We start from the raw sequence: 25,763 nt of genomic DNA on the forward strand, positions 1-25,763 counted from the left end.
TTTTGTTCAAAGAATGGCCAATATAATTGAAACACATGGCCCACGCTGCGACCGCCATCGAAATCAAATGTGGGCAATACGTGTTAGCTACCTGTGCAAACATTCATACGCATACCTGAAGGCTTTAAACACTGTTGCTGACAGAAAACCGGCTCACCCAACCCTCTGTTCTATCCTGCGTCTGTTTAAAACGGCCTGTAAGATTCTAAAACCGTACCAATCGCTTACAGGCCGCATGCTGCATCTTGATATCCACATCATTGCGTCGCACGGTAGAGGCCATAACCTGTCAGCGCGCCGGCGACGTTATATGCCATGTCGCGCCAACTGAAGCCGCTGCCACCACCGCGGGCATCGCGCAATTCTTTGCTCGTGCCCAAGGCCAAACTCACACCTATGCCTATCGCCGCTTGCTGACCACGCCTGTCGCTGTGATTGGCAGCGGCATGAGTAGCGGCCGCGCTCAAAGCCGCCGACACCGCAAAATGCTTGGCCTTATCCCGCCCCGTCCATGCATCGTCGGCATAATGGAAGGTTGTGCAGGCATTGCACAACAGCAAGCACAGCAGTGTGAACACTTTCAATAGCGGCCTGTAAGCATGGCGCTCATGCATTTCACATCCTTTTTGAGCATGGATCATCAACATCACCCAACTGCCGTCACTATTGCAACAGTTTCAACACCGCCTTCACCTGCTTGATGCGTTCTTCCACAGTGTCGTTCACCATTTTCACTTGCAACTTGTCCGCGCCTTGCAGGCGGAAGTTTTTGTCCGACTGGATGAGCTGAATGATGTTGGCAGGGTCAATTTGATTGTGTTTGCCTATCACCAAAGAAATGGTTTCGGTGGTGGCATCGATGCTGTCTATGCCCATGGCCTTGGCTTGCAAGCGCAGGCGGTGCGACTCAACCAAGGTTTTGACCGGCGTTTCCGGCAGGCCAAAACGGTCGATCAATTCTTCTTGGATGTCGTCAATTTCGGCCGTACTTTCGCAAGTGGCCAAGCGTTTGTACAACACCAAACGCTCATGGATATCAGGACAATAGCCTTCTGGCAACAAAGCCGGACTGTGCAATTTGATTTCGGTGGTCACACCCAGCGGCGCATCCAAATCGGGCACACGGCCTTTTTTCAAATCGCGCACTGCCTGTCTGAGCATTTCCGAATACAAGGTCAAACCGACCTGTAAAATCTCACCCGATTGGCCTTCTCCCAATATTTCACCGGCGCCGCGAATTTCCAAGTCTTGCATTGCCAAGGTAAAGCCTGAGCCGAGTTCATCGGCGGCGGCAATGGCATCGAGGCGTTTTTCCGCATCTTTGGTGATGTATTCCGGCGCGAGCAAATACGCATAAGCTTGGTGGTGCGAACGGCCAACGCGGCCGCGCAATTGGTGCAGCTGCGCCAAACCGAATTTGTCGGCGCGGTTGATGATGATGGTGTTGGCATTGGGGATGTCGATGCCGGTTTCGATGATGGTCGAACACAGCAACACATTGTAGCGGTGTTGCATAAAGTCACGCATCACCTGCTCCAGCTCACGTTCGCGCAATTGGCCGTGAGCAATGGCGATTTTGGCCTCGGGCACCAATTCGCTCAAGCGCTCAAACACATTTTCAATGGTGTCGACCTCGTTGTGCAGGAAATACACTTGGCCGCCACGCTTGAGTTCGCGCACAATGGCTTCGCGCACCGTCGCCTCAGAAAACGGTTTCACAAACGTTTTCACCGCCAAACGGCGGCTCGGGGCGGTGGTAATCAACGAAAAGTCGCGCAAGCCTTCCAAAGCCATGGACAGCGTGCGCGGTATCGGCGTGGCGGTCATGGTGAGCACGTCGACATTGGCACGCAAACGCTTCAATTGTTCTTTTTGGCGCACGCCAAAACGGTGTTCCTCATCAATCACCACCAAGCCCAGATTTTTAAACTCAACATCGGGTTGCACCAATTTATGAGTGCCGATGACGATGTCTACCGTGCCGTTCTGTAAACCTGCCAATGCCGCTTTGGTTTCCTTACTGGAATTAAAACGCGACAATTGCGCCACTTTGACGGGAAAATCGGCGAAACGGTCGGCAAAATTTTGCGCGTGTTGCTCGACCAACAGCGTGGTCGGTGCCAATATCGCCACTTGTTTGCCGCCCATTACCGCCACAAAAGCGGCGCGCAGCGCCACCTCGGTTTTGCCAAAGCCGACATCGCCACAAATCAATCTGTCCATCGGTTTGCCAGCCAACAAGTCTTTGATGGTGGCAACGATGGCACTGGCTTGGTCTTCTGTTTCTTCATAGCCAAAGCCATCGGCAAATTGTTGGTAATCGGCTTCGTTCAAGCTAAACGCATAGCCTTCCAGTGCCGCGCGTTGCGCATACAAATTCAATAATTCGGCGGCGGTATCGCGCGCTTTTTCAGCCGCTTTGCGTTTGGCCTTGCCCCAAGAGGCATTGCCCAATTTGTGCAAATGAATGTTGTCGGCCGCATGGCCAGCATAGCGGGAAATCAAGTGCAACTGCGCCACCGGCACATACAATTGGCCGCCATCAGCATACTCGAGCAACATCATTTCATTGTCGCCCTCGCCCAAATCCAAGCTGACCAAACCCATGTAACGGCCTATGCCATGCTCTTCATGCACCACTGGGTCGCCGATGTTGATTTCGGCCAAATCGCGCAAAGCACTGTCGGAAACATCGGCGTGTTTGCGGCGTTTGTGGCGGCGGCCGGTACGCAACACATGTTGGTACAAATCGGCTTCACTGATGACAGCCAGTTGTTCCTTCGGCGCTTGAAAACCGCGCGCCACCGGCGCCACGGCCAAATTCAAAACCGCTTCACTGTGCAAAAAGTCTTGCCAAGAAGCCACGGTTTGCGCGCCCAATTGCTGTTGTTGCAAGAAGGCCAACATGGTTTCGCGGCGACCCAAGCTCTCAGCACACAGCAATATCTTGCCTTTGAATGCGGCCTGAAAGTGTTGCAAAGCCTGTAGCGGCTGCTCTTTGCTGCGGTCTACCGCCACCACGGGCAAATCGTAATCATGGCTTTGCGGCTGCAATACAATGTGCGCCAGCGGTTTTAAGCGCGCCCCCAATTCGTCTTCGCTCAAAAACAATGCTTGTGGCGGTAACGGTGGGTAGCTGGGGTCGGCTCCGGCCATGTCAAAGCGCGACTTCACATCCAGCCAATGGCTGTGCGCCGCCGCCATGGCATCGTGCACCGACACCAATAAGGTATCGGGCGGTAAATAATCAAAAATCGTTGCCAACGGTTGTTCAAAAAACAGCGGCAAATAATACTCAACGCCGCTGCCAAACTGGCCTTTGCTGACGGCTTGGTAGACCAAAGCTCGCGTCGGGTCGCCGTCTACATGCTCACGAAATTGATTGCGAAACAGGTTTTGCGTTGCTTCATCGGTGGGAAATTCGTGTGCGGGCAATAAGCGAATTTCCGACACCGGCATCATCGTGCGCTGGCTATCGGGGTCAAACGTCTTGATGCTGTCGATTTCATCGCCAAATAAATCAATGCGGTACGGCCACTCAGAGCCCATAGGAAACACATCCAGCAAACCACCACGCACCGAAAACTCGCCCGCTTGCACCACATTGGAAACATGGTTGTAACCGGCATCGACCAATTGCGCTTTGAACTGCTCATCGTTGAGCGCCTCGCCCACTTTCAACCAAAACGTGCGCCCTTGGATGTAAGACAGTGGCGCCAATTTTTGCATCGCCGTGGCCACTGGCAATAACACCATGTCGATTTGCTGGTTTTTCAATTGCCACAACACCGCCAAACGCTCAGACACCAAATCTTGGTGCGGTGAAAAACGCTCATACGCCAAGGTTTCCCAATCGGGGAAAAACGCGGTTTTCAACTCTGGCTGGTAAAACGATAAGGCTTCTTGTATGCGCAAGGCCTGATCCACATCCTCGGTTAAGACCATTACAGGCCGCTTACGCGGTAAGTGATGGGCCAATTGCCACGGGGCAGTGCCCAAAGACATGTCTGTCCATAGTGACTTTTGACCTGCTGCGGGAATTGTAAATAAACCACCTGTCATACTGTTTACCTTAAAATTTGATGCCCATCAAATAGCTGAGATTATCCGTTTGTAACATAAGACTTATTTTCATTTATATATTAAAATAGAGGTTTTGGTGCTGCGCATATCATATATTAATAATGCATATGACAGTCAAAAGCCTGACACACACTTGTTTTACCGTAATCGAAAGCACACATCATGAGTTTAAACATCAACACGGCCAATGATGCAGATTTGGCCGAATTTTTAAGTCACAATGGCTTTTGCGATGCCGATGCCGCTTGTTTAGTGGCCTTACACCCACACATCAGCCCTTTTTTACCACAATTAACCGAGTCATTTTATGAACGCATTTTGGCCTCAGATGCCATGCGTCCATTCGTCATCGACCGTGTGGATTCTTTGAAAGAAACCCATTTGCGTTGGATGAACATGTTGTTCAGTGGCCCGTTTGATGACCAATTTGTGCAAATTCACCAACACATTGGCGAAGTGCATTTGAAACAAAAAATCCCACCTTTGTTCGTGGCTTCGAGCATGGCCTATTTGCGCGCCGAAATGCCCAAATTGTTCACGCCCGAATTGTTGGCCAAATTCCCACAATACGATTATGCGTTTTGTACCGCCGCCTTGTTGCGCTTGATAGACACTTGCCAATTTTTGGTCGACCGCACTTACTACCGTTCATTGATGGAATTGCTCGGCATTTCGCCAAAACTGTTCTTGCGTCTGATGACCTCAGCCAGCAAATAAGCTGCAATCAAAATTCCCCGCCAAGTGCGGGGAATTTTAATGGTTTTAACCCACTCGGTAAAATGCCAAGCTGCCGAGCAAATTCGGCAAAAAATCTATGCGTTTGCCACCCGACATCACCGTGCGCTCCAGCACTGCCAAGCCATTCTTCTGACACAAAGCATCAAAATCGGCCAGCGTACACCAATGGATATTCGGGGTGTTATACCACTCATATGGCATGGATTCCGATACCGGCATCCGCCCTTGCGCGATTTGCAGGCGGTTGCGCCAATAGCCAAAATTCGGGAAGGTCACAATCGCTTGGCGTGCCACCCGCTTCATTTCCTGCAAGATGATTTCGGTGTTTTTCATCGCCTGTATGGTTTGTGATAACACCACCACATCGAAACTGTTGTCGGTAAAGCCTTGGCGCAAGCCGCTTTCCAAATCCGATTGGATCACGTTCACGCCCAAATCCATCGCGGCAATCACGCTGTCGGTGTCCAATTCCACCCCATAACCGATACAGTTTTTTTCTTCGACCAAAGCCGCCAGCAATTGACCATCGCCACAGCCCAAATCCAATACCTTGGAATTGGGTGCAATCCAATCATAAATCAAGCGCAAGTCTTCGCGTAATTCGCGCATCATGCCACCTCTTTCGCAATTTTGCCCATATAGACATGCATGCCGCGCATGTATGCAGCATCTTCCATTAAAAACGCATCGTGGCCGTGTTGTGACAACACTTCCAAATACTGCACCGATTTTTCCGCCGCAATCAAGGCACGCACGATTTCATGCGAGCGCTCAGGACTGAAACGCCAATCGGTCGAAAACGACACCACAAAACACTTGGCACTGATGTGTTTGAATGCGGCCTGTAAATCATCATCAAAGTCGACCGCCGGATCAAAATAATCCAAGGCCTTGGTCATCAATAAATAGGTATTGGCATCGAAAATCTCGGCGAATTTGTCGCCTTGGTAGCGCAGATACGACTCCACTTCAAAATCGATGTCGTAATTGAATTGGTAATCGTCGTTGCGCAGGGCGCGGCCGAATTTCTTGCCCAAACCGTCTTCCGACAAATAAGTGATGTGCCCCATCATGCGCGCGATGCGCAGACCGCGGCGCGGCAAAGTCTGGTGTTCTTGGTAATGGCCGGCGTAAAAATCAGGATCGGTAATGATGGCTTGGCGTGCCACATCATTAAAAGCGATGTTTTGAGTCGACAGCTTCGGTGCCGACGCGATGATGATGGCGTGGCGCACGCGCTCAGGCATGTCTATGGCCCATTGCATGGTTTGCATGCCACCCAAGCTGCCGCCTATGACCGCCGCCCATACATTTATACCAAAATAATCGGCCAAACGTGCTTGGGTTTGCACCCAGTCTTTGACCGTAATCATCGGAAAGTCGGCACCATAAGCCTTGCCCGTTTCCGGATTGTTGCTCAATGGGCCACTGCTGCCGTGACAACCGCCCAAATTGTTCAGGCCGATGACGAAGAACACATTGGTGTCTATCGGTTTGCCAGGGCCGACCATATTGTCCCACCAGCCACTGTGCTTATCGCTGTCGGCATGTTTGCCCGCCACATGGTGGTTGCCCGACAAGGCATGGCAAATCAACACCGCATTGCTTTTTGCCGCATTGAGCGTGCCATACGTCTCTACCATCAAATCAAAACGCGGCAACACTTGCCCATTTTGCAATGCCAACGGCTGTTCAAATGCAATTTTTTGTGGCCTTACCAAACCAACACTGCCAGAATTTTTCGTCATCGTTTCAACACAAGTTAGCGCTTATGCGCAAATGATGTCATTATAATGGTTTTAGCATGATTGACTAGGTAGAACAGGTGCAGATACTGACAAAATTATGGCAATTATCTGCATGGATTTTGCTGGGCATGGCCGCCATTGCCCTGTTTCTCAATCGAAACCAACGCTTAGCCTTGCATGGCTATGTGCGCTTGATAGCGGCGGTATTGCTCACTGGCGCCGCCACCGCCCTTGTTTGGCATCTGCTTACTTAGTTAACAAAGTCCATACCATGACCCAAAGCCCAGAAACTTCAGCCCGTGTGCGCTTAAGCGCCGCCTTAATCGTCAAAAACGAGGCCGCCAAACTCGATGCCTGTTTGGCCAGTGTTGCCGATTGGGTCGATGAAATTGTTATTGTGGATTCGGGCAGTACCGATGCCACTTTGGACATCGCCGCCAAATACGGCGCCAAAGTACACACTTATATTGATTGGCAAGGGTTTGGCACCCAACGCCAGCGCGCCCAAGCCCATGTGCAATGTGAATGGGTAATGTGGTTAGATGCCGATGAACGGGTGACCCCTGAATTAAAACAATCGTTACAGGCCGCATTGCAGCAATACCAGCATGAACGCAATGTGATTTTTGAATTCAACCGCTACAGCTGGGCGTTTGGCAAGTTTATCCGCCATTGCGGCTGGTATCCCGACCGCGTGTTGCGCGTGTACCGCAGCGATTACACCGCTTACAACGATGCTTTGGTGCACGAGTCGGTGGTGCAGCCGCAAGACGCCAAAGTGGTTAACTTACACGGCGATTTGCTGCATTACACCTTCGACAGCTTACCCCATTACATGGCCAAGCAAACCCAATACGCGGGCGCGTGGGCACTGCAAAAACAACTGCAAGGCAAAAAAGTCGGCTATGGCAGCGCTTTAAGCCACGCCGCGTTTACCTTTGTCAAAATGTATGTGCTTAAACGCGGTTTTCTCGATGGCAAACAAGGCCTGTTATTGAGCGTGTTATCGGCGCAATTTGTCTACGTCAAATACATGGATTTGTGGCTCAAGCAAAACACCGCCTCTGCCCACGATTACGAAGCCAAACACCCACTACCCAAGTAAGGGCTTGAAATGTGCCAAGCTCGCCATCGCCAGCACACACACCATGCTCATCAACCACCACAGCCACGCCCTGCGCTGTGGTGTTTTTTTCAGGGTTTGGTAACCCAATAACACATACACCAGCAACAACACCAACTTCCATCCCAACCACATGGCATTGCCAAACGGCACCCAGCCACTGCAGTACAACAAGCCCAAACCACTTAACAATAATAAGCTATCGTTCACATGCGGGGCGATTTTGGACCATTTGGGCAAATGGCTGGCTTTTTGTCCCATGTGCATGCCAAAACGCCAATTGAACAGCAACACGCTGATGAGCACCAAAGTCATGTGTGTGTGTTTAAGGGCGAGATAAGTCATATTGTTGCCGCAATCAGAAAATGAGTGATTGTAAAATGCGCCAAATTTGCGGCATTTGATACAAACCAAATAGATGGAAAATGGGATTTTACAGGCTGATATTTATACAATTTGTCTAAATTATCCATATTGTCCAATAAAATTGACAAAATATCGGCCTGTAAATAAATATTTTGGACAAAATCTTGCCAAATGTTGCACAGCAACCTAATATAAGCAGGCACGAACGTCTAATAATCAGTTAACCAACCGGATGCACCGCATGAGCGCTTTAACCTTATACGATAAATTATGGAACAGCCACATCGTTGACGAAGCCGACGATGGCACAGTTCTGCTTTACATAGACCGTCACTTGGTGCATGAAGTCACCAGCCCACAGGCATTTGAAGGCTTGAAACTGAATGAGCGCCCATTGTGGCGCAAAGACAGCATCGTCAGCACTGCCGATCACAATACCCCAACCGACCACTGGGATGAAGGCATTAAAGACCCGATTTCCAAATTACAAGTCGATACCTTGGATGCCAACATCAAGGAATTTGGCGCTTTGGCGTATTTCCCGTTCAAAGACAAAGGCCAAGGCATTGTGCATGTGATGGGTCCTGAGCAAGGCGCGACTTTGCCGGGCATGACCGTGGTGTGTGGCGACTCGCATACCTCTACCCACGGTGCATTCGGCGCATTGGCACACGGCATAGGCACGTCTGAAGTTGAACACACAATGGCCACCCAATGCATTACCGCCAAAAAATCCAAATCCATGTTGATTGAGGTGAATGGCGAATTGGCCGCTGGCGTGACCGCCAAAGACGTGGCTTTGTACATCATCGGTCAAATCGGTACCGCTGGTGGCACTGGCTATGCGATTGAATTCGGTGGCAGCGCCATCCGTTCACTGAGCATGGAAGGCCGCATGACTTTGTGCAATATGGCCATTGAAGGTGGCGCCCGTTCAGGCTTGGTCGCGGTTGACCAAACCACCATTGATTATGTGCAAGGTCGCCCATTGGCGCCAAAAGCCGAGCAATGGGAACAAGCGGTGGCGTATTGGAAAACCTTGGTGTCTGATGAAGGCGCACAATTCGATAAAATCTACCGTTTTGACGCGGCCGACATTCAGCCACAAGTGACTTGGGGCACTTCACCTGAAATGGTGTTGTCTGTTGATGGCAAAGTGCCTAACCCTGCCGACGAGCAAGACCATGTCAAACGCGAAGGCATAGAACGCGCCTTACAATACATGGGCTTACAGGCCGGCACAGCTCTAACCGACATCCAAGTAGACACAGTATTCATCGGTTCTTGCACCAACAGCCGCATCGAAGACTTGCGCGAAGCGGCGGCAGTGGCCAAAGGTCACAAAAAAGCCGACAACGTCAAACGCGTGCTCATCGTACCGGGTTCTGGCTTGGTGAAAGAACAGGCCGAGCAAGAAGGCTTGGACAAAGTCTTTATTGAAGCTGGCTTTGAATGGCGCGAACCGGGCTGCTCTATGTGTTTGGCCATGAATGCCGACCGTTTGGAGCCGGGCGAACGCTGTGCCTCGACATCTAACCGTAACTTTGAAGGCCGTCAAGGCAATGGTGGTCGCACCCATTTGGTCAGCCCTGCCATGGCAGCCGCTGCCGCCATCAATGGCCATTTTGTTGATGTACGCAGTTTCTTGTAAAGATTAAGCAGCCAAGGAACCATTGCAGCTTAGGGTTATCAGACTAGTCGTTACTTGTCTGTCATGAGATAGACGGACAAGAGCACAAAACGTCTATTCAATTGTTTTGAATGGGTATTTTAAACTCTGAAAACCACTGATGCACAAGTCTTATACAAACACCAAGACTTGTGTTGCTAAGGTTCCAAAAGCTGCTTGTGACACCGTAAAAGGTGCTGGACAAGCCATCAGTGCCCGCAATACGCACAACAGTGCTGCGGAATCCGTTTTTAGACGTAACCATCTGTTAAGGAGATGAAGTCATGAAACAAATGCTCTTGATTGCTTGTGCAGCAGTTGTGTTTTTAGCTGGTTGTAACACCGTCAAAGGTGTGGGAAAAGACGTCAGCCGTGGTGGTCAAGCCGTGACCAACACCGCCACTAGCGTACAGCAAAGCATGTAATATTGCTTCGGGCGGCGTTCGCGTCGCCTGCTTTCCCCAGCCAGCTTTTATTTGGAAAACCTTATGAAAGCCTTTACCACTGTAAATGCCGTCGTTGCCCCATTGGACCGTGCCAATGTCGATACCGATGCCATCATTCCGAAACAGTTTTTGAAATCCATCAAACGTTCAGGCTTTGGCCCAAATTGCTTTGATGAATGGCGTTATCTTGACCATGGCGAACCGGGCATGGACAACAGCAACCGCCCCTTGAATCCCGATTTCAGCCTCAACCAAGCCCGTTATGCCGGTGCCAATATTTTGCTCACACGCAAAAACTTTGGCTGTGGCTCTAGCCGCGAACACGCGCCTTGGGCTTTGGATGATTACGGTTTCCGTGCGGTGATTGCACCGTCGTTTGCCGACATCTTCTTCAACAATTGTTACAAAAATGGTTTGTTGCCGATTGTGTTGCCCGAAGAAGTGGTCGACCAATTGTTCCAAGAAGTGGAAGCACAAGAAGGCTATGCTTTGACCATAGATTTGGCCAGCCAAACCTTGAGCACACCCAGCGGACAAAGTTTCAGCTTCGACATTACCGAACACCGCAAACACTGTTTGTTAAACGGTTTGGATGAAATTGGCCTGACTTTGGCACATGCGGAGCAAATTAAAGCGTTTGAAACCAAACACCGCAGCGCACAGCCTTGGCTTTTTCAAGATTAATCCTCTAAAATACCGCAAAACATGGCAGGTATGAACTTACAGGACGCTTGAAGCGTCCTGTAAAACACTCTATAGCAAACAAGGCATACTCAATATGACTCAAACCATTGCAGTTTTACCCGGCGACGGCATCGGCCCAGAAATCATTGCACAAGCAGTGCGCGTGTTAGACGTATTCAAGCAACGTGGCTTAGACGTAGACTACCAATTTGCCCCACTCGGTGGTGCCGCTTACGATGAATACGGCGCACCTTACCCAGAATTCACCCAAAACATCTGCCGCAAAGCCGATGCAGTATTGTTGGGTGCGGTGGGCGGCCCACAATACGACAACATCGAACGCGCCTTGCGTCCTGAACGTGGCTTGCTCGCCATCCGCAAAGATTTGAACTTGTTTGCCAATTTGCGCCCTGCCATCTTGTACCCAGAATTGGCCAATGCTTCTACTTTGAAACCCGAAGTAGTTGCTGGTTTGAACATCTTGATCGTGCGCGAATTGACTGGTGATATTTACTTCGCCGAACCGCGCGGCATTGGCCAATTGGCCGATGGCACACGTGAAGGCGTCAACACCATGCGCTACCACGAGTCTGAAATTCGCCGCATCGGTCACATTGCCTTCCAAGCAGCGCAAAAACGCAATAAAAAACTGTGCTCAGTCGACAAAGCCAATGTGTTGGAAACCACAGAATTGTGGAAACAAATCATGATTGAAATCAGCGCCGACTACCCAGAAGTGGAATTGAGCCACATGTATGTCGACAATGCGGCTATGCAATTGGTGAAAGCGCCAAAACAATTCGACGTGATGGTCACCGGCAATATTTTCGGTGACATCTTGTCTGACGAAGCCTCTATGTTGACTGGCTCTATTGGCATGTTGCCATCGGCTTCTTTGAATGAAACCGGCAAAGGCATGTACGAACCATCACACGGCTCTGCACCTGATATCGCCGGCCAAGACAAGGCCAATCCATTGGCGACCATTTTGTCGGCCGCAATGATGTTGCGCTATTCCTTCAATCAAGACGCGTTTGCCGATGAAATCGAACAAGCGGTACAAACCGTGTTGAAACAAGGTTTGCGCACAGCTGACATCTATGAAGAAGGTTGTACTTTAGTAGGCTGTACTGCCATGGGCGATGCCGTGGTGGCAGCTTTACAGGCCGCTTAAATGATCAACCGGCACGTTTGGCAACGCTGGTGGCGGTTTAAACGCTATTTGAATGTTGCCAACCTGCCTGCCCACAACGTGGCCTGTCCATGTTGTGGCACACAGGTGAGCTTGCCCAGCTTGGGCCAAGCACAACGTGCCAATTGTCCGCAATGCGGCGAATTGCTGGTCAAAATACAATCCAATCCGTTCGTGGCGCCGTTGGCGTTTGTGAGTGCGGGTTGGATTTTGATGTTATTGGTGGGCACACAATTTTATTTGGGCATGGACATGATGGGCGTGGTGTCGGAACACCTGACCTTAATTGATGTGTTCGACAATTTGCGCCGCCATGAATACGGCTTTCTGGCCACCGTGATGTTGTTATTGGTGTTTTTCACACCGGTATTGTTTTTATCGATGTTCATGTATGTGCACATCGCCTTATACCAACAAGTCAACCTGCCGTTTGTCAACACCATTACCCGCCACATGATACGCATCAAGCCGTGGTTGATGGTGGATGTGTTTTTTATTGCGACCTTGGTTGCCATTGTCAAAATTGCCGCCATCAGCGAGGTCAGTTTTGGCCCTGCGTTTGCGCTGATATTCGCCTATGCTGTGACCTTGATTCACATGGGGCAAATGGTCAATCCGCACTGGATTTTTTACCAACTGGCCAAACTAGACCCAGAACACAAAGTCTTTGTCCGCACCCAACACCGTCACGATGTCATCAATTGCCGCCGCTGTCTGTATGACCAACCGGCAACTCAAGACGATTGCCACATTTGTGGTGCCAGTTTGTACCACCGCCGCCCGTACAGCATCCAACAATCGTTGGCGATCTTGCTTGCGGCATGCATCTTGTTTATTCCCTCCAATGTCTACACCATGATGCGCACCGAAAGCCTCACTGCCGACGTGCAAAGCAATGTCATTGATGGTATTTTCATCTTGTGGAATGAGAATGACCGCTTGGTGGCGGTGATTATTTTTACCGTGAGTTTGGTCATCCCCATTGCCAAAATCATCATGATGGGCATCTTGCTGTACAGTGCCAAATTCCGCTTGCTGCTGCATGCGAAAACGCTCAGCAAGATGTACCATTTTGTTGAATTCATCGGCCGCTGGTCGATGATAGACATATTCGTCATCATCATTTTGATGGCGGTATACCGAACCAACCTGGCCCAAGTCACTCCTGGCTTGGCCTCGATTTACTTTACTTTTGTGGTGTTTGCCACCATGGTATCCGCCGAAGCACTGGATATCCGCCTGATTTGGGACAAACAACGCCAAGCTGATGCGGCGGGAGAACAACATGAACGAGCCTGAACAAGAACAGGAACACGAGCCGAGTCAAGATACTCAGGCCAGCAGCACCGACACCGCCCAAGCCGCGCATGTGAAGAAAACCCGCGTGTTTTCGATTGTGTGGTCGGTGCCCATCGTCGCCTTGGTGGTGGCGCTGTTTTTGCTGTTCAATTACATCCGCAACAATGGCACCGAAATCACCTTGTACATGCCCAATGCCGACGGTATTGAAATCAACAAAACCCAAATCAAAATCCTCAATGTGGAGATTGGCAAAGTGGTGGATGTGCGCCTCAATGGTGCCGATGGCGTGATACTAACGGCCAAAGTCAAAGCCAATATGGCCGACAAACTGCGCAAGGATTCGCAGTTTTGGATAGTAAAGCCGCGCATAGACCAAAGCGGTGTGCGTGGCTTGGATACTTTGGTGTCTGGCTCTTACATCGGTTTTAAACCGGGCACAGCCGAAGAAACCAAACACGAATTTGTCGTCAGCGACAATCCACCCTTGGACGATTTGGGCGATGGTTTGCGCCTGCGCTTGGTCAGTGACAAGGCCAAAATGTTGCCGGTGGGCGCGCCGATTTTGTACGAAGACTTGCAAGTGGGCCAAGTGCAGCGGGTCGAATTTGATTCTGAAACCCAAAAAGTGCGTTACGACATTTTCATCACCAAACCAAATGTGGTGTTGGTCGGCAGCAATGTCAAATTCTGGATCAAGTCTGGCGTCAACATCCAAACCAACAGCCAAGGCATCCAAATCGATGCCGCGCCCGTGGGCAGCATCTTAAGTGGAGCCATCGCCTTTACCCAGCCTTTAAATGTGGGCAAAGGTGCTGCGGTGAAAAATGGCCATGAATTCCACCTCAATTCCAGCATTGCCGATGTGATGGAACCGGCCAGTCCACGTGCGTTCTATTTGGTGGCCTTCTTTGACCAGTCCATGCGCGGTTTAACGGCAGGCTCTACTGTCGAATACAAAGGTTTGCCCATCGGTGTGGTTGAGCAAACGCCGTTTTTTGAGAAAAACGATCAAGTCAATTTGCTGGAAAACAGCCACATCCCCGTCAAACTGCGTATCGAGCCGGCTGCCATCGAAATGGGCGCAACCGCACTCGATCCGAAAGTGTGGCGTGAAAAATTCGATACCGCCATCCGCAAAGGCTTGTACGCCACCATGGTCAGCAACAATTTGGTCACCGGCAATATGTCGATAGACTTGACCGATGAGGCTTCACCCGACCCTAGCCTGCGCCCACACAGCGTGTATGGCGGCTACAGCGTCATCCCTACCCGCGCCGTCGGTGTGACCGCAACCATCAAACAATTGAACCGCATGTTGATCAAGTTTAACAATTTGCCGCTGGAGCAATCGGTGGGCGAATTGAATGCCAATTTGGCCGAGCTTAAAACCACCATCAAATCGGTGAACGGCTTGCTGGGCAGCAAAGACACGCAAAACATGCCTAAGGAATTGAACCAAACGCTGATGCAATTGCGTCAGACCTTGGCCGGTGTGTCGCCCGATTCACCCGCCTACCGCGACATCCAATCGACTTTGCAAAGCCTAGACCGCACCTTGCAAAAAACCGATCCGCTGTTGCGCCAATTGGGCGAAAAACCGAATGCGCTGATTTTCAATGACAAATCACCAGACCCGATACCGAAAGGCCGCTAAATGAAAGCTCTGTTATGCGCGGCAGCGACCGCACTCGTATTAAGCGCTTGTGCCAGTGCACCGGCGACCGAATACCACCGCTTGCCCGATGCGGTCTACCGCCTGCCCGACAACCACAAACCCAGCGTGGTATTGAAAGTGGTGTTGGCTGAGCCGCTTAAAGGCAATGCTTTGCTGTACCAAACCGATGCCCACACCGTGCATTTTGCCAAGCAACACCTGTGGTCACAGGCTTTGGACATCGCCTTGCGCAACCAATTGGCGAACGAACTCAATCGCCGTGGCAGCGCGTGGCGCTTTGTGCCAGCTGAATTGAAAACCTCCGAGCAAGAGCTGGTGGTGTACATCGAAAGCTTCCAAGGCCGTTACGATGGCTCTACCCAAATCGATGGCTATACCGCGTGGCGCAACAACAATCAAACCGTTCCGGGTCGCAATTTCAGTGTCACCACGCCACAGCAAGGTGATGGCTATAACGCCATGGTGGAATCGCTGAGCTTGGGCTTGCAGCAAGTGGCGGCAGAAATTTTGCCTTAATATCCTTGTTACAATCATGGTTTGCATACTATAAAGCGGCCTGTAAACCCAGTTATTGGGTTTACAGGCCGCTTTTTCATGTTGGTTTCGCAGTCACTACCGCCTCATTCAAGCAAAAACACCCTTTCTCACCTCACACCACCTGCGTGCGGCTTTCACATTGCCATCTAAACCAAGCTCCTGTCTTTACAGTATTGATAGCAACAATGTACATACACCTGAGCACTCTAAAAAATAGGCTTGGGCGGTTATTGTTGCTCACAGGACTGACTTAATTGAATCCGTAATCCAATCTAAGCCACCGCTGATGGGCCTTGATTCAGCTGATATCTGCCACTCAACATGGGAGGATTACCGATCCATAAACTGCAATGAAATTCATTTTCAGCATGAATTAAAATAAATACTAAATATTGATTAGAATTCAGTTTTATAATCCAAAAAACCAATTGAGAATCTCGAAATGGCAGACTTTAAACCCAAGCCTTATCAATGGTTGATGGTGGCTGCAGTGATGGTGCCATTGGCAGTTGTTGCTTTTTATCAAGCTAAAAAAACCTTGGATTTTCCATTGATGTTGAAGCAGTATGAACGTGGTACACCAGCTCGGATACGTTCATTCGGATGTGGTTTGCCTACAAAAGATGGGCACCAATATGCCTCGGTTCAACAAGGTGCGATGACGCTAAAATTTCCTCAAAGTGAAGAAGTAGGAGAAGTGTATCGTCTCAATGACATCAAAGACGGTTGTATTCCAGATCGATTTAGAGTTCGTTTGTTTTGGTACCAAGGTCAGCTGCTTAGCAGTGATGAATATGAGGCATTATCAGCCCTACCCAATGCCCCTTATGTTGAAAATATCAATCGGTATACAGTCTATTTAAGCTTTAATGGTTTGGATGTCCCTGAGAATCTGTATCTGCAGCGTTTGTTTGAAAAAAATCTGTTTTTTGAAGCTGAGCGCTATACACCCAGTTTTGAGCATAGGGTGTTACCACTAACTTACCATCCCAATTTTTTTGCCAAAGAGCTGAGTGAGGGGCACACTGGTTTTGATACGCCTTACTCTATTAAAGACAGTCACAGTTTTATTACAGGCTTACCCATAAGGGTGTCGTGCAATATCACCAGTAATACAGATAGTAAAAATAAATCGGCTTTAGAAAGAGCGCTCACTACCAGAATGATGACTTTGAAAGAATGGGGCGGATCCCATTGCCAAGGTGTAGATGCAGTGAAAAAAAATGGGCAATACCTGAAATTCGCATTCGATGTTGATCCTGATGCTGTGGTTGATTTGGATAAGATCCATCAAGCCATGTTAACAAGAGTCAAATCCTATATTCAGGAGTAATTCCCAATTACATTTCAATCTTGGGCGATACAAAAAAGAACCTGAATTGAATACATTCAACCTGATAAGGTAAGCCACAGCAAAACGCTTATATTAAGCGTTACAAACGCATCGTCAGGTATGGGTCGTTAAATCAGCATTTGTTGAAGAGTTTTGGAAGACATTCAAGATGGTGCTAGCAATTGGTTATGGTTTTTCAAAAATGAAAGACCCCATCGCGCCCAGGCTGGTAAGTCTGCGCTGACGGGTTTTGATTTTACTGAAACCTGCCATAAATATGTGAGGATTGGCACTGTGCTAGCAACAAGCCCCTGTCCAAATTGTCGCACTCAATCTGACATACCAACCATAAAAGCGGCCTGTAAACGCACAAAGCATTTACAGGCCGCTTTAATAGCGATGATGAGTAGACTATTCTTTTTCGTGGAAGAAATCGTAAGTCACGTCGTGGAACACATCGGCTTGTGGGTGGTTGTGGTAGTTCAATTCGCCACTGGTGTTGTCGAAGGTGAATTGGATGGATTCAATCACATCCACGGCCAAGTCTTGCGGCAAGCCGCGGATGATGCCTTTGATGGCGGCGGTGAGCACGCGGTTTTCCATGCGCACCACTTCGATTTGTTCTTCCAAAAATTCCAAACGCTTTTCTAATTCTAAAGACATGTCGCTTCCTAAGCTGTGTGTACCAGACGCATTTTAACGTGTTCTACACCACCATCGTCAAATACCTCGCCCTCGCTCACGAAGCCAAAACGCTGATACCAAGCTTGCAGCGGCGTTTGCGCGGCGATGACCACGTCCAATTGTGGGAATTGGCGCTGCGCCGTGTCCAATGCGGCCTGAAACACTTCCGTACCCAAATTTTGACCACGGTAAGCACTGGCCACCACCACGCGTCCGATTTGCGCATGTGGGATGCTCAAATGCGGTGGCACGATGCGCGCGTAGGCTGCCAATTTGGCGCCGTCGTACACCATCACATGGGTGGCGTTGACATCGTTATTATCGGCATCCAAATACAGGCTGTGCTGCTCTAGCATAAACACTTGCTGACGCAGTTGCATGATTTGCTGCAATTGGATTAAGCTCAAGGCTGCAAACGGTTCGATGATGGTTTCAAATTGATTCAACATACAGACCTTCACGGTGGCAAAGCCCACACCTTAACCGCAAAACCCATGTCAGTCTAATCAATCCCGACTATGACCACACAGAAAGAAATGATGACTCAGCGCGCCCATTTACTCAAACTTGCCACTTACAGCTCGGTTGCGGTGGCGCTGTTACTCATCCTCATCAAAGCCGTGGTGTGGTTCATGAGTGGCTCGGTCAGTATTCTGGCGAGCTTGGTCGATTCCTTGATGGACGCAGGCGCCAGTGTGCTCAATTTGTTGGCAGTGCGTTTGGCCTTACAGCCGGCCGACCATGAACACCGCTTTGGTCACGGCAAGGCCGAAGGCATTGCCGCCTTGTTTCAGGCCGCTTTCATCATGGGTTCGGCCTCGTTCTTGATGCTCAATGCCATAGACCGCCTGCGCCATGCCAGCGCATTGCACATCACGCCGGTGGTGTTTGGGGTGATGTTGGCCTCGCTCATCATCACCATCGCCTTGGTGTCGTTTCAGCAATGGATTTTAAAACAAGTGCATTCCAGCGCCATCGCCGCCGACCGCTTGCACTACCTCACCGACATCCTCAGCAACATCGCCGTGCTCATCGCCTTGGGACTGAGCTGGTATGGTTGGCACCAAGCCGACGCCATCATCGGCATAGGCTTGGCCGTGTGGATAGGCTGGAGCGCTATCGGCATAGGCCGCGAGGCTTTGAACATGTTGATGGACAAGGCCTTGCCCGACAGCGACATCGCTGCCATCAAAGCGGCAGTATGCCAAACCAGCGGCGTTTTGGGTTTGCACGATTTGCGTACACGCTTATCCGGTGAAACCCGCATCATCCAATGTCACATCGAATTACAAGACGATTTGCCCTTGCTGCAAGCACACGACATCGCCGTGGCAGCCGAGCACAACATCGCGGCGCTGTTTGACGACAGCGAAATCATCATCCACCTCGATCCTCAGAGCGTGGTCAACACACACACAACAACACACACACAAGGTTGTAATTCATGAGCGGTTTGGACAAAGCAGGTGCTTTACTGGTAGTGGTTTTATGGGGTTTGAATTTCTATTTTATCCATTTGGGTTTGCTCGATACCTCACCGTATTTATTGGGCTGTTTGCGCTTTTTGTGCGTACTCTTTCCAGCCATCTTCTTTATTAAAAAACCGAATGTGCCGTGGAAATGGCTGATTTTGTACGGTTTGTTCATCAGTTTTGGGCAATTCAGTTTCCTGTTTGGCGCCATCGCCGCCGGCATGCCTACTGGTTTGGCGGCGATTATTTTGCAATCGCAAGCGTTTTTCACCATCGTCATCGCGGCCTGTATGATAGGTGAACGGGTCAAGACTTACCAAATCCTCGCCATGCTCATCGCTGGCGTCGGCTTGGGTTTGATTGCGTTTGGCCAATACCAAGGGCAGTTGCCGGTATTGGGGGTGTTATTGGTATTGCTGGCGGCGCTGTCGTGGGCCATCGGTAACATCACCGTCAAATACGTCGGTGCTGTCAACCCACTCGCCTTGGTGGTATGGGGCAATTTGATTTGTCCGCTGCCGTTTTTCATTGCCGCCGTCAGCATAGACGGTTGGCAAGCTACCATAGAGCAGTTGCAACACTGGAGTTGGGGCCGCATCATCTCTTTGGCGTATTTAAGCTGGGTGGCCAGCATTGTTGGCTATGGCTTATGGGGCAAGCTGATGAGCAAACACAGTGCCGCCAGTGTCGCCCCTTTGTCGCTGTTTGTGCCGGCAGTCGCGCTGGTGGTGGCCTTTTTTGTGTTGCATGAGCCGCTCAATCAATGGCACATCTTTGGCATTGCGGTCTTGCTCATCGGTTTGATGGTGCATTTATTGCTGCCTTCATTGCGGAAAACCGCATAATTTTTGATTGCTGCACATCTTTTTTACCGTTGTTACAGGCCGCTTGAGTGCTGAATCCATCAATATAAGCGGCCTGTAATTGGGTTTTGACAAAATAATTTCACTTTTTTGGGCATGGATTAATTCGGCACAAATGGCCAACAAAGCCCAAAGCGTTCAAACACTTGTTAACAATCACCGTGTGCAAACCCTGCCAGAATCAGGCCAAACATGACATGTGCACGAAAAATAATTGCAAAAAGCGCTTGCCAAGATGGCAGAGCATCCCTATAATTCGCCTCCGTTGTCGCAGTTAAGCAATCACAAGCACAGCAAGTGATTAACACCGCACCCGTAGCTCAGTTGGATAGAGTATCTGGCTACGAACCAGAGGGTCGGGCGTTCGAATCGCTCCGGGTGCACCATTAACTGCCACATCATTGCGCTCATCGTCTAGCGGTTAGGACACTGCCCTTTCACGGCGGCAACCGGGGTTCGATTCCCCGTGGGCGTACCAGTTTTCAAAAATCCAAAGCGATTTGGGTTTTAACCGAAGTAAGTTTTTAGTTGTCGCAGTTTTGAATCACCCCTGTTTCAGTAGTGATTGATACCGCACCCGTAGCTCAGTTGGATAGAGTATTTGGCTACGAACCAAAGGGTCGGGCGTTCGAATCGCTCCGGGTGCACCATTAAACTGTTTCATCTATGCGCTCATCGTCTAGCGGTTAGGACACTGCCCTTTCACGGCGGCAACCGGGGTTCGATTCCCCGTGGGCGTACCATACAATGATTCCTCGGAATCTACATTTTGTTGTTACAGTCACGGTTTCGCAAGAAATGCACCCGTAGCTCAGTTGGATAGAGTATCTGGCTACGAACCAGAGGGTCGGGCGTTCGAATCGCTCCGGGTGCACCAAAAACTGTTACATCAACGCGCTCATCGTCTAGCGGTTAGGACACTGCCCTTTCACGGCGGCAACCGGGGTTCGATTCCCCGTGGGCGTACCAACATTTAAAGCCAGCTTTTAAGCTGGCTTTTTTGTCGCTTGCATTTTGCTCAGCGCTTGGATTCACAAACCGCACGTCTGAACACCATCACCACAAGCACATTCAAACCCACACTCCAATTACTGAAGTTTAAATAATATTTTAATAATATGACCAATGCGGCCTGTCATAATGTCAGGCCGCATTTTTATTAGATTCAATACCTATAAAGATAAAGCCATAAGTGCATAAAACCCACAATCATTTATGCATTAACACAGTTTTGCCTATGTCAAAATGCTTGAAGAGCTGCCTGACTCGCAAACCGCCCTAGGCACACTTAAGCAAGGCCAACAATGCGCTAGCGCCAACTTGCCATTGGTCATCGCTGCTGCGGTTTGCATGTTCAAGCATTTTGGGCTGTGCACAGACAGCAAAAACGCCGCAGTGTTTGACTTGGCCCCATGAAAGCCCCTGCCAAAACGGGTACAATGTCGCGCTATAATAATATTGAAAGAAAGTCATGAATTTCCCACCTCGTTACACACCCTCTACCCGCATGCGCCGCATGCGTCGCGATGCTTTCTCGCGCCATTTGATGCAAGAAAACACATTAACGGTTAAAGATTTGATTTTGCCAGTGTTCATCTTAGAAGGCAGCAATGTTGAACAAGATGTGAGCTCCATGCCCGGCGTGAAACGCCAAAGCTTGGACAAATTGTTTGATACCTGCGAAGAGTGTGTGCAACTCGGTATCCCCTTAATCGATTTGTTCCCTGCCGATTTGAGCAACAAAAGCCTGTACGCCGAAGAAGCCTACAATCCAGACGGCTTGGTGCCGACCGCCATCCGTGAAATCCGCGCCCGCTTCCCTGATTTGGGCGTGATGACCGACGTGGCCTTAGACCCTTACACCACCCACGGCCAAGACGGCATCATCGATGCCGACGGCTATGTGATGAACGACATCACCATCGAAGTGTTGATCAAACAGTCGTTGTGCCATGCCGACGCTGGCGCGCACATCATCTCGCCTTCAGACATGATGGATGGCCGCATTGGCGCCATCCGCGAAGCCTTGGAAGACGCAGGCCACGAATTGACCCGCATCATATCTTACTCGGCCAAATACGCGTCTTGCTTCTATGGTCCCTTCCGTGAAGCCGTCGGTTCGGCTGGCAATTTGGGCAAAGCCGACAAAAAGACTTACCAAATGGACCCTGCCAACAGCAACGAAGCCTTGCACGAAGTGGCTTTGGACATCCAAGAAGGCGCGGACATGGTGATGATCAAACCGGGCATGCCATATTTGGACGTCATCCGCCGCGTTAAAGACGAATTCGCTGTTCCCACTTATGCTTACCAAGTGTCAGGCGAATACGCGATGTTGATGGCAGCGATACAAAACGGCTGGCTAGACCGTGACCAATCCATCTTAGAAAGCCTGATGGCATTCAAACGCGCTGGCGCCGATGGCGTGTTAACGTATTTCGCCATTGAAGCGGCGAAATTAATCCGCCAACAAGCGTAATACCTCGTTGTGATTCAATCAAGCGGCCTGTAAACACATGATGTGCTTACAGGCCGCTTTTTATGTTGTTTACCATCTGTTTAACTTTGTTGTGGCTGCTTTTACATACGCAACACCCACAGAGCATTAAACCTTAACGGCTGCGCTGTTCATACACCCGTCCCCAGCGCGAATTTTGATTGCTGGCTTGGGCATGCACTTGCAAGGCTTCGTAACGCATGTTTTTAAACGCCTCGGCCGCTTTGGGGTAACCCAGCTCTGCCAGCGGCGTGGTGCGGGCGAAATCGGCCAAAGAAGTGCCCATGCGCACGGCGGTAAAGCGGTTGACCCGACAGGTGATTTCATCGCCTGCACTGGCGCTGCAATCATTGGGATTGAAACCCACGTTTTGGTTTTCGGCATAAAAGCCGTCTACCAACACGATTTCACTGGGGTTGACCTTGAAGGTGGCAAACGGCTGGTCCAGCCCCACACGCAAACGCAGATTTGGCACTTGCTTGGATTGAGTCGCCAAATACCAACCCGCCGCCCGATCGAGGCTGCTGTATTCATACGCATAATCCGAATACTGCACACAAGCACCGCTGGCCGTGTGCACCAAGGAGCAATAGCTTTGCGTGGCCGTTTTGGTGCTGTAACGGTCGTTAGACCACTGCGGCTCTTGGTGATACTCCGTCGCTTCGATCTGCGCAATCAACACCTTGCCCAAGCCGCCGCTTTTCAATTTCGCTTGCGGACTCAACACTGGCAAAGGGCTGCGCGGTCGCACGGTTTCACTGGCCTTCAAGCCATAACGCCCCGGCGCCACAATAAACACCTGATAGGCAGTGCGCCCGTCGACCAATTGCAAGTGCGCGCTGTGCTCTTTTTTCGTGTGCCAATACAGGTGCCCAGGCCCAGCATTAAAATATTGACCAGGGATGTCCAAGTTTTGCCATTGCATGCCCGAATCGCGCAACATATTGAACGTCACCATGTCATCGGCACGGCTAAAATCCCAACCGCCTATGCTGTCCAAATTCGGTGTGGTCATCACCACCACTCCCATGCCGGTTTGCACCGCCGCGCTGATGCGCACCTCCACCGCATCCCGCGCTTGCTTGCTGCCATTGCGATTGCCTATGTACATGCTGTTGCTGCAGGCACTGAGCACACACACCGCCGTCCCCACTGCCATCCATTGCCCCATGCGCAGGCGCCGCGTGCTGTTTGGCATGTCTTGTTGGTTGCTGTTCATCGTGGCTGCTCCCGTGTCTATCGTGTCTTGTGAGTATGTAACGCCGCCGTGACCACTACATTCATTTGGCAAAATAAAATATTTGCATCTGTGCGTCAACACTTGCCTACAAGCGGCCTGTAAACCTGCATGTTCAATTGCAACTTGTGCAACAAACAAGGACTTAGCCCCAAGCACGCACACGAAAACACTTGAAATTGGCCGCCGTTCTGCTATCTTCAAGTCAGTCCACACACACCACCACACCTTCCATGAGTTTTTTGTTAAGCCCCATAGACACTGTTGACACCATTACCCGCGCCGATTTTTGCCAACACTATTTGTTGCCGCGCAAACCGCTGCTCATCAAAAACATGACGCACTCATGGCCGGCCTACCACAAATGGAATTTGGATTATATGAAGCACGTGGTTGGCGACATCACCGTGCCGCTGTACGACAGCGCCAAAGCCGACCCTGCCGCCCCCATCAATGCCGCCAGCCGAGAAATGCGTTTTGGCGATTACATCAATTTAATCCAACGCCAACCCACCGACTTGCGTATTTTCCTGTTTGACCCCATCAAACACGCGCCGCGCTTGCTCGATGATTATGGGTTTCCCACCGATTTGATGGGCGGCTTCTTGGACAAACACCCGAATTTATTCTTTGGTGGTCAAGGCTCAGAGACTTTTTTGCACTACGATTTGGACTTGGCGCACATTTTTCACAGCCATTTTGGCGGGCGCAAACGCGTGTTATTGTTCGCCCCCGAGTGGAAGCAGCGCCTGTATCACATTCCTTACGCTACCTATGCCTTAGAAGACTACGACATTGCCAATCCCGATTTTGAGCGTTTTCCAGCGTTAAAAGACATCGAGGGCATAGAGTGCATACTGGAACATGGCGACACCTTGTTCATGCCCAGCGCTTGGTGGCATTGGATGCAATATGTGGACTGCGGCTTTTCGCTGTCGCTGCGCGCATGGGACAAATCGTGGCGCATCAAGGCGCAATCGCTGTGGAACCTGACCGTACAGCGCCAATTTGATAATTTTATGAAAGCCAAATACCAAGGCCGCTATATGGCATGGAAAGAACAACAGGCATGGCAGCGCGCCGACAAGGCTTTGCGCAATCACTTGCCCAAATAAGCTTGTGACCATAGAGCAAGCGCTTGCCACGACACAATGTTCTAAAACACTGGGTTAAAACCAGCGCAGTGACAGCGATAATAGCGCTATCAAAGCCATGCCCAAGCGCTGTATCGCAAACTCTGTATCTTTAGCATAAGCGGCCTGTAAATAACTTTGTTGCGTTTCCATATCCTTGTGCGCACATACTGCATGCATTTAATGATGGCAATAGCACAGCAGAATGTTTGCATGCGCTGCTTCGCTTCCTCTATGGTGATTTTATTGATTGCCTCCACAATGAAACATCGCTAAAACCACCGCAATACTCATCTAGCGACTGCCCCCTGACTGTGCCCATTTAAGCAAGAAACACCTGTAGATGCGGCAACATCTGTGCCACTACACCGCCCAACTGCACCGAAATGCAGCCTATGTGTAAATAACAGGCCGCTTGTGAACACTTTTGCACCTGCGCAGTCTATGCAACATCTTCCCTCTGCGACGGCTTTAGCGAAAGGTGACGGCCATGACACTGAAAACCTACCACGTTTTTTACCATTTTTATGCCAATGGTGACTCAGTGCCATCGGAGTTTCCGGTGTCCATGAATGAAGCCGACATCTACTCGCCCTTATTGGGAAAACTGCACCAAGATGGGGATTTTTTGGGTTTGATTGATGCACAAGGTGAAACACTGCAAGTGATGTACGAAGCCGACAACGACTTGTATTGGATAGAGGTGTTGGCCTTAGAGCAACGCGGCTCGTATGGCAAATACGTCGGCTTTGATGAGTTGACCGACTTCTTCAAAGCCTTGCCCGAACATTTTCAACACGACAGCATCAGCAACGCCACGTTTATGGCGTGGTAAACACGGCAGATACGGCCATCACCCCACAATATTGTCTCTATCACATCACAAGCGGCCTGTATGAACGATTTCCATGCTTACAGGCCGACTTAAATCATGACATGCTCTCAACCTTCACCTATGCATGCTTAAAAACACATGCCTAA

General features: G+C 50.2%; 24 protein-coding genes and 6 tRNA genes. 22 read left to right on the top strand and 8 right to left on the bottom strand.

Annotated features, from left to right (window positions below; all coding sequences use genetic code 11):
- Positions 1-257 precede the first annotated feature (257 nt).
- Both BN3003_RS13115 and mfd read right to left on the bottom strand, forming a co-directional pair.
- Complete coding sequence (locus tag BN3003_RS13115) at positions 258-614, bottom strand: YfiM family lipoprotein (protein ID WP_108721543.1); 357 nt, start codon at positions 612-614, stop codon at positions 258-260.
- A 49-nt stretch (positions 615-663) separates the two neighbouring features.
- Entirely contained in the window at positions 664-4,005 is a 3,342-nt protein-coding gene (gene mfd / locus BN3003_RS13120) for a transcription-repair coupling factor (RefSeq protein WP_407701103.1), read from the bottom strand.
- Between the two features lie 240 nt (positions 4,006-4,245).
- On the opposite strand from mfd, the gene BN3003_RS13125 reads away from it, so the two are divergent.
- Complete coding sequence (locus tag BN3003_RS13125) at positions 4,246-4,800, top strand: protoglobin domain-containing protein (RefSeq protein ID WP_058357121.1); 555 nt, start codon at positions 4,246-4,248, stop codon at positions 4,798-4,800.
- A gap of 45 nt (positions 4,801-4,845) precedes the next feature.
- Here BN3003_RS13125 and metW read toward each other — a convergent pair whose 3' ends face one another.
- Positions 4,846-5,430: a methionine biosynthesis protein MetW gene (metW, locus tag BN3003_RS13130; protein ID WP_058358053.1), complete on the bottom strand. Its 585-nt coding sequence runs from the start codon at positions 5,428-5,430 to the stop codon at positions 4,846-4,848.
- Positions 5,430-6,569, bottom strand: coding sequence for a homoserine O-succinyltransferase MetX (gene metX / locus BN3003_RS13135; RefSeq protein WP_058357122.1), 1,140 nt, complete (start codon positions 6,567-6,569; stop codon positions 5,430-5,432). The genes metW and metX overlap by 1 nt, the downstream gene beginning before the upstream one ends.
- A gap of 77 nt (positions 6,570-6,646) precedes the next feature.
- On the opposite strand from metX, the gene BN3003_RS18895 reads away from it, so the two are divergent.
- A complete protein-coding gene (locus BN3003_RS18895; protein WP_159061453.1) occupies positions 6,647-6,823 on the top strand; it encodes a protein MIGRI in 177 nt (58 codons plus the stop codon).
- A gap of 17 nt (positions 6,824-6,840) precedes the next feature.
- Positions 6,841-7,674, top strand: a complete 834-nt coding sequence (locus BN3003_RS13140; protein WP_058357123.1) for a glycosyltransferase family 2 protein — start codon at positions 6,841-6,843, stop codon at positions 7,672-7,674.
- Here the strand turns inward: BN3003_RS13140 and BN3003_RS13145 are convergent.
- Positions 7,663-8,037: a SirB2 family protein gene (locus BN3003_RS13145; RefSeq protein ID WP_082625666.1), complete on the bottom strand. Its 375-nt coding sequence runs from the start codon at positions 8,035-8,037 to the stop codon at positions 7,663-7,665. The genes BN3003_RS13140 and BN3003_RS13145 overlap by 12 nt on opposite strands.
- Positions 8,038-8,299: 262 nt before the next feature.
- On the opposite strand from BN3003_RS13145, the gene leuC reads away from it, so the two are divergent.
- The 8 genes from leuC to BN3003_RS13185 all read left to right on the top strand — a co-directional run bounded on the left by leuC (position 8,300) and on the right by BN3003_RS13185 (position 16,896).
- Positions 8,300-9,709: a 3-isopropylmalate dehydratase large subunit gene (leuC, locus tag BN3003_RS13150; RefSeq protein ID WP_058358054.1), complete on the top strand. Its 1,410-nt coding sequence runs from the start codon at positions 8,300-8,302 to the stop codon at positions 9,707-9,709.
- Positions 9,710-10,011: 302 nt separating this feature from the next.
- Positions 10,012-10,152 carry an entericidin A/B family lipoprotein gene (locus BN3003_RS13155; protein WP_058357125.1) on the top strand — a complete coding sequence of 47 codons (141 nt, stop codon included), beginning with the start codon at positions 10,012-10,014 and terminating at the stop codon, positions 10,150-10,152.
- Positions 10,153-10,215: 63 nt separating this feature from the next.
- Positions 10,216-10,857: a 3-isopropylmalate dehydratase small subunit gene (gene leuD / locus BN3003_RS13160; protein WP_058357126.1), complete on the top strand. Its 642-nt coding sequence runs from the start codon at positions 10,216-10,218 to the stop codon at positions 10,855-10,857.
- 94 nt (positions 10,858-10,951) lie between these two features.
- Positions 10,952-12,031: a 3-isopropylmalate dehydrogenase gene (leuB, locus tag BN3003_RS13165; RefSeq protein ID WP_058357127.1), complete on the top strand. Its 1,080-nt coding sequence runs from the start codon at positions 10,952-10,954 to the stop codon at positions 12,029-12,031.
- The gene (locus tag BN3003_RS13170; protein ID WP_082625667.1) at positions 12,032-13,348 is read left to right on the top strand and encodes a paraquat-inducible protein A; all 1,317 of its coding nucleotides are present in this window, start codon (positions 12,032-12,034) and stop codon (positions 13,346-13,348) included.
- Positions 13,335-15,005: a PqiB family protein gene (locus BN3003_RS13175; protein WP_082625668.1), complete on the top strand. Its 1,671-nt coding sequence runs from the start codon at positions 13,335-13,337 to the stop codon at positions 15,003-15,005. The genes BN3003_RS13170 and BN3003_RS13175 overlap by 14 nt, the downstream gene beginning before the upstream one ends.
- Positions 15,006-15,542 carry a PqiC family protein gene (locus BN3003_RS13180; protein ID WP_058357128.1) on the top strand — a complete coding sequence of 179 codons (537 nt, stop codon included), beginning with the start codon at positions 15,006-15,008 and terminating at the stop codon, positions 15,540-15,542. It abuts the gene before it with no gap.
- Between the two features lie 463 nt (positions 15,543-16,005).
- Positions 16,006-16,896: a hypothetical protein gene (locus BN3003_RS13185; protein ID WP_058357129.1), complete on the top strand. Its 891-nt coding sequence runs from the start codon at positions 16,006-16,008 to the stop codon at positions 16,894-16,896.
- A gap of 411 nt (positions 16,897-17,307) precedes the next feature.
- On the opposite strand, the gene BN3003_RS13190 is transcribed toward BN3003_RS13185, so the two are convergent.
- Both BN3003_RS13190 and BN3003_RS13195 read right to left on the bottom strand, forming a co-directional pair.
- On the bottom strand, positions 17,308-17,559 hold the full coding sequence (locus BN3003_RS13190) for an NGO1151 family protein (RefSeq protein ID WP_058357130.1): 252 nt from the start codon (positions 17,557-17,559) through the stop codon (positions 17,308-17,310).
- An 8-nt stretch (positions 17,560-17,567) separates the two neighbouring features.
- Entirely contained in the window at positions 17,568-18,029 is a 462-nt protein-coding gene (locus BN3003_RS13195; RefSeq protein WP_058357131.1) for a GNAT family N-acetyltransferase, read from the bottom strand.
- Between the two features lie 69 nt (positions 18,030-18,098).
- On the opposite strand from BN3003_RS13195, the gene BN3003_RS13200 reads away from it, so the two are divergent.
- The 9 genes from BN3003_RS13200 to hemB all read left to right on the top strand — a co-directional run bounded on the left by BN3003_RS13200 (position 18,099) and on the right by hemB (position 22,394).
- Positions 18,099-19,028 (top strand): cation diffusion facilitator family transporter, encoded by a 930-nt coding sequence (locus BN3003_RS13200; RefSeq protein WP_234333079.1) that lies wholly within the window; start codon positions 18,099-18,101, stop codon positions 19,026-19,028.
- Complete coding sequence (locus BN3003_RS13205; protein WP_058357132.1) at positions 19,025-19,897, top strand: EamA family transporter; 873 nt, start codon at positions 19,025-19,027, stop codon at positions 19,895-19,897. Before BN3003_RS13200 ends, BN3003_RS13205 begins: the two co-directional genes overlap by 4 nt.
- 327 nt (positions 19,898-20,224) lie before the next feature.
- Positions 20,225-20,301: transfer RNA gene (locus BN3003_RS13210), tRNA-Arg, on the top strand.
- A gap of 17 nt (positions 20,302-20,318) precedes the next feature.
- Positions 20,319-20,393, top strand: a tRNA-Glu gene (locus BN3003_RS13215).
- A gap of 95 nt (positions 20,394-20,488) precedes the next feature.
- Positions 20,489-20,565: transfer RNA gene (locus BN3003_RS13220), tRNA-Arg, on the top strand.
- Positions 20,566-20,583: 18 nt separating this feature from the next.
- Positions 20,584-20,658: transfer RNA gene (locus BN3003_RS13225), tRNA-Glu, on the top strand.
- A 57-nt stretch (positions 20,659-20,715) separates the two neighbouring features.
- Positions 20,716-20,792: transfer RNA gene (locus BN3003_RS13230), tRNA-Arg, on the top strand.
- Positions 20,793-20,809: 17 nt separating this feature from the next.
- Positions 20,810-20,884 (top strand) — tRNA-Glu (locus BN3003_RS13235).
- Between the two features lie 502 nt (positions 20,885-21,386).
- The gene (gene hemB / locus BN3003_RS13240; RefSeq protein WP_058357133.1) at positions 21,387-22,394 is read left to right on the top strand and encodes a porphobilinogen synthase; all 1,008 of its coding nucleotides are present in this window, start codon (positions 21,387-21,389) and stop codon (positions 22,392-22,394) included.
- A gap of 133 nt (positions 22,395-22,527) precedes the next feature.
- Here hemB and BN3003_RS13245 read toward each other — a convergent pair whose 3' ends face one another.
- Positions 22,528-23,631 (bottom strand): hypothetical protein, encoded by a 1,104-nt coding sequence (locus BN3003_RS13245; protein ID WP_058357134.1) that lies wholly within the window; start codon positions 23,629-23,631, stop codon positions 22,528-22,530.
- Positions 23,632-23,882: 251 nt separating this feature from the next.
- On the opposite strand from BN3003_RS13245, the gene BN3003_RS13250 reads away from it, so the two are divergent.
- Both BN3003_RS13250 and BN3003_RS13255 read left to right on the top strand, forming a co-directional pair.
- Entirely contained in the window at positions 23,883-24,764 is an 882-nt protein-coding gene (locus tag BN3003_RS13250; protein ID WP_058357135.1) for a cupin-like domain-containing protein, read from the top strand.
- Positions 24,765-25,272: 508 nt separating this feature from the next.
- Positions 25,273-25,617, top strand: a complete 345-nt coding sequence (locus tag BN3003_RS13255; protein ID WP_058357136.1) for a hypothetical protein — start codon at positions 25,273-25,275, stop codon at positions 25,615-25,617.
- The last annotated feature ends 146 nt before the right edge of the window (positions 25,618-25,763 follow it).

This window comes from Vitreoscilla massiliensis (genome assembly GCF_001457815.1).
Lineage (GTDB): Bacteria > Pseudomonadota > Gammaproteobacteria > Burkholderiales > Neisseriaceae > Vitreoscilla > Vitreoscilla massiliensis.